Source organism: Nitratidesulfovibrio oxamicus (assembly GCF_015731765.1).
GTDB lineage: Bacteria > Desulfobacterota > Desulfovibrionia > Desulfovibrionales > Desulfovibrionaceae > Cupidesulfovibrio > Cupidesulfovibrio oxamicus.
The window spans coordinates 1-3,761 of sequence record NZ_VRYY01000251.1; the positions used below are offsets into that span (position 1 = coordinate 1).

The 3,761-nt window shown below is 70.0% G+C and carries 4 protein-coding genes; 1 reads left to right on the top strand and 3 read right to left on the bottom strand.

Annotated elements, in window-relative coordinates; translation table 11 throughout:
* Window positions 1-93 precede the first annotated feature (93 nt).
* From FVW20_RS09580 to bioB, 3 genes are read right to left on the bottom strand one after another with little or no spacing between them, the layout of a single operon-like run.
* Window positions 94-693, bottom strand: a complete 600-nt coding sequence (locus FVW20_RS09580; RefSeq protein WP_196609245.1) for a hypothetical protein — start codon at window positions 691-693, stop codon at window positions 94-96.
* On the bottom strand, window positions 690-2,183 hold the full coding sequence (gene bioA / locus FVW20_RS09585) for an adenosylmethionine--8-amino-7-oxononanoate transaminase (protein ID WP_372434982.1): 1,494 nt from the start codon (window positions 2,181-2,183) through the stop codon (window positions 690-692). The genes FVW20_RS09580 and bioA overlap by 4 nt, the downstream gene beginning before the upstream one ends.
* Window positions 2,180-3,274, bottom strand: coding sequence for a biotin synthase BioB (bioB, locus tag FVW20_RS09590; RefSeq protein WP_196609246.1), 1,095 nt, complete (start codon window positions 3,272-3,274; stop codon window positions 2,180-2,182). Before bioB ends, bioA begins: the two co-directional genes overlap by 4 nt.
* A gap of 138 nt (window positions 3,275-3,412) precedes the next feature.
* Here bioB and FVW20_RS09595 point away from each other — a divergent pair.
* A partial coding sequence (locus tag FVW20_RS09595; protein ID WP_231039009.1) for a biotin operon repressor occupies window positions 3,413-3,761 on the top strand: 349 nt, incomplete at its 3' end.

Genomic DNA, 3,761 nt, shown 5'->3' on the forward strand with positions numbered 1-3,761 from the left:
CGGCCAGTACCGGTCCCAGGGCCAGCCCCAGTTCGCACGAGCCCCCGGCAATGAGCACGGGGCCGCGCAGGGGGAAGGGCGACCCGGCGGCGGTCACCACGCCAGCACCCCGGTGACCAGCGGGTGAAGGGCGGGGCCTGCGGTGGCGTCCGGCCCGTCTGATGCCTCCAGCCCGTTCACCCCATGCCCCGCCGCACCGGCGTGCCCGTGAGGCAGCGCGTGCAGCGAACAGCGCAGGCCGTCATCCGTGCATTCCATGCGGAAGGCATAGTCACCCGGCGTCACGAAGCGCCGGAAGCGGAACCTGCGTGCCTTGCCTGTCGGGCGTATGGGGCATATGGGCCGCATGACGGGGGATGCGCATGCCCCTTCGGGCATGCGGCCATCCGGTCCATTCCCGGCGGAATGCGGAGTGGCACCGGCGAACCCGGCCTGTGGCGGTGCCGCCACCCCCGCAGGCCGTCCTGCCCGCATGTCCGCCCGCCGCCCGGTCTCCATCGCATCCGGCGTCCCACCGTTCCCCCAGGTGCGCTCGTGGGCCCAGCGTGACGCTTCGTCCGCAAAGGCCTGCACGATGCACGACCCCGGCACCACGGGGAAGCCGGGGAAATGATCCGCGAACAGCGGGTGGGCCGGGTCGAACCGGAACACCCCGCACCGCACGGTGGCGTGCGTGCCGCCCGTGGCGGTCATGCCACCCTCGGCGCGGGTGGCAGCCCGTCAAATCCGTTCGGCATGTCCAATCCGCCTGTCGCCCCGCGCTCGGTCACCGCGCGGATGGCCTCGCCCGTGGCGTCCACCAGCAGGTCTATTTCGTCGTCGGTGATGGACAAGGGCGGCATGAGCACCATCACGTCGCCCAGCGGGCGGATGATCACCCCGCGCCGTCGCGCCTCCAGGGTTACCCGGTGGCCCATGCGCAGGGTCAGGTCGTAGCCTTCCTTCGTAGCGCGGTTCTGCACCATCTCGATGCCGGTCATGACCCCGCGCTGGCGGATGTCCCCCACGTGGGGCAGGTCGCGCAGCGTATCCAGTCGCGCGGCCAGCCGGGCGATCTTCGGTTGCAGCCGCTTCATCGTCCGTTCCTCTTCGAACACCTCCAGCGAGGCGATGGCCGCCGCGCAGGCCAGCGGGTTGCCGGTGTAGGTGTGACCGTGGAAGAAGGTGCGCAATTCCTCGTGGCGGGCCAGAAAGCCGTCGTGCACCCGTTCCGTTGTCAGGGTGGCGGCCAGCGGCAGGTAGCCGCCGGAAATGCCCTTGGCCAGGCACAGGAAGTCGGGCGTCACTCCTTCCTGCTCGCAGGCAAACAGGGTGCCCGTCTTGCCGAAGCCAACGGCCACCTCGTCCGCCACCAGGAGCACCCCGTGCTCGTCGCACAGTTCGCGCACCCGGCGCAGCCAGCCGGGCGGCTGCAACAGCATGCCCGCCGCGCCCTGCACCAGTGGCTCCACCACGGCGGCGCACAGTTCGTGGCCGTGCCGGGCGAACAGCGTTTCCATGTGGGTGATGCATTCCCGCTCGCACGCCCCGGCCTGCCGCCCGAAGGGGCAGCGGTAGCAGTACGGGCTTTCCGCCTTCACCGTGTCGAACAGCAGCGGCGCGTAGATGGAATGGAACAGGGCCATGCCGCCCAGGGCCACGGCCCCCACGGTGTCGCCATGGTAGGCGTTGCGCAGGCTGAGAAAGCGGGTGCGCCGCGCATCCCCGCCCAAATGCGCCGGGGCCTGGCGGTGGAACTGGAAGGCGATCTTCAGCGCCACCTCCACCGCCGTGGACCCGCTGTCGGAATAGAACACCCGCGTCAGCCCCCGAGGGGCGATGGCGGCAAGGCGCGCCGCCAATTCTATGGACGGCTGGCTGCCAAGGCCCAGCAGGGTGGTGTGGGCCACCTTGTCCAGTTGCGCCCGGATGGCCGCGTCCAGCCGGGGGTGGCGATGCCCGTGCACGTTGGTCCACAGCGAGGATATGCCGTCCAGGTAGGACACGCCGTCGGAATCGATAAGCCGGTTGCCTTCGGCGGCGGCGATGACCAGCGGGTCCGCCGCCAGCCAGTCGCGCATCTGGGTGAAGGGGTGCCACACATGGGCCTTGTCCAGCGCGCGCAGGCGCAGGGTGGCGTCCGTTGCGGCGGGGGCAGTGCTGGCCGCTCCGGGCATGCCGGTATCCGTGGTCCGTCGGTTCATGCCCGTGCCTCCTCGCCAGTGCGGGAAACGTCGCCCACGCCCAACGTGGCGAGCATGTCCATGTCGTCGGCAAGGGCTCGGCCCGCCGTGGTCAGGTAGTTGCCCACCATCAGGCCGTTGGCCCCGGCGGCGAACACCCACGACTGCCACTGGCCCAGGGTCGCCTCGCGCCCGCCGCACACCAGGATGTCCCGCCGGGGGTGCAGCAGCCGGAACACGGCAATGGCCCGCAGGGCCTCCATGGGCGGCAGCGGGCTGCGGTGGCCAAGCCGTGTGCCCGGAACGGGATGCAGGAAGTTCAACGGGATGGAGTCCACGTCCAGCTCACGCAGGGTCAGGGCCAGTTCCACGCGGTGTTCCCATGTTTCGCCAAGGCCCAGGATGCCGCCGCAGCAGGTGCGCAGCCCCGCCCGCGCGGCCTCGCGCACGGTGGCCATGTCGTCGTCGTAAGGATGCGTGGTACATACCTGCGGGAAAAAACTTCTGGCCGTTTCAAGGTTGTGGTGGTAGCTGGAAATGCCTGCGTCCTTCAGGCGGCGCGCTCGTTCTCCCCGGTTTTCGCTCTCGGCGGACCCGGTGGCGAGCTGCCCCAGGGAGGCGCACAGGCCGATGTCCACACGGTCGCGCAGCAGGCGCGCCGCATGGCAGACCGCGTCGAACTCCCGTTCCGAAAGGGCGTTGCCGCTGGTCACGATGCCGAAGCGGCGCACCCCCGCGCGGGCCAGTTCCTCCGCATGGCGCAGCAACGCGTCGGGGCCGAGCAGCGCATGCACCGGGGCACCCGTGTCGTGGTGCGACGACTGGGCGCAAAAGGCGCAATCCTCGCCGCACCGGCCCGATTTTGCGTTGACGATGCCGCAGGTGGCCGCCAGCGGCCCCTTGCGGGCCGAACGTACGGCCTGCGCCACGGCCAGAATGTCCAGGATGTGGGACACGGGCAGCCGCGCCACGGCGAGCGCCTCTTCTCCGGTGATGCCGGACCAGGGGGCTGCCGCCGTGCGGGGGTGGCCCGGCGATGCGTACGGAGTTTCCGTTCCGGGGGGAATGGTGTCCAAAAGGCGCGCGCGCAAACGTTCCAGCAGGGGGTTCATGTTCCGGTATCGCTCCTGTTGAATGGCAGTTCAGGGCGAGTAGCGGGCGTGTTCCTTTTTGTCAACCAAGCAATTGCCTGATGGTTTACAATCGCCGTGGACACAGACAGAACGCCCACGAAAGGACGTGTGTTCGCCATGTTGCGCGAAGCGGGCGGCAACTGGCGGTCGGGAGAGGAACTTTCACGGTTGCTTGGCGTGAGTCGGGCCGCCGTGGCCAAGCACGTGCGGACGTTGCGCGGCGAAGGGCACCAGATCGAGGCCATGACCCGCCGGGGATACCGGATGCTGGCCGAGGCCGACGTGCTGACCGTTGACGGGGTCCGCCGCGGGCTGCGTACCCGCTGTTTCGGGCAGGGCGCCTTTGTCCTGCGCGAATCCACCGAATCCACCAACCGCGAGGCCGCTCTGCTTGCTTTGGGCGGCGCGGACGAGGGCGCCGTGGTCGCGGCATCGGCGCAGACCGCCGGACGGGGACGCGCCGGTC

Excerpts from the sequence above, each read along its gene's own strand:
- FVW20_RS09580 (WP_196609245.1), bottom strand. The coding sequence starts at position 693 with ATGACCGCCACGGGCGGCACGCACGCCACCGTGCGGTGCGGGGTGTTC.
- bioA (WP_372434982.1), bottom strand. The coding sequence starts at position 2,183 with ATGAACCGACGGACCACGGATACCGGCATGCCCGGAGCGGCCAGCACT.
- bioB (WP_196609246.1), bottom strand. The coding sequence starts at position 3,274 with ATGAACCCCCTGCTGGAACGTTTGCGCGCGCGCCTTTTGGACACCATT.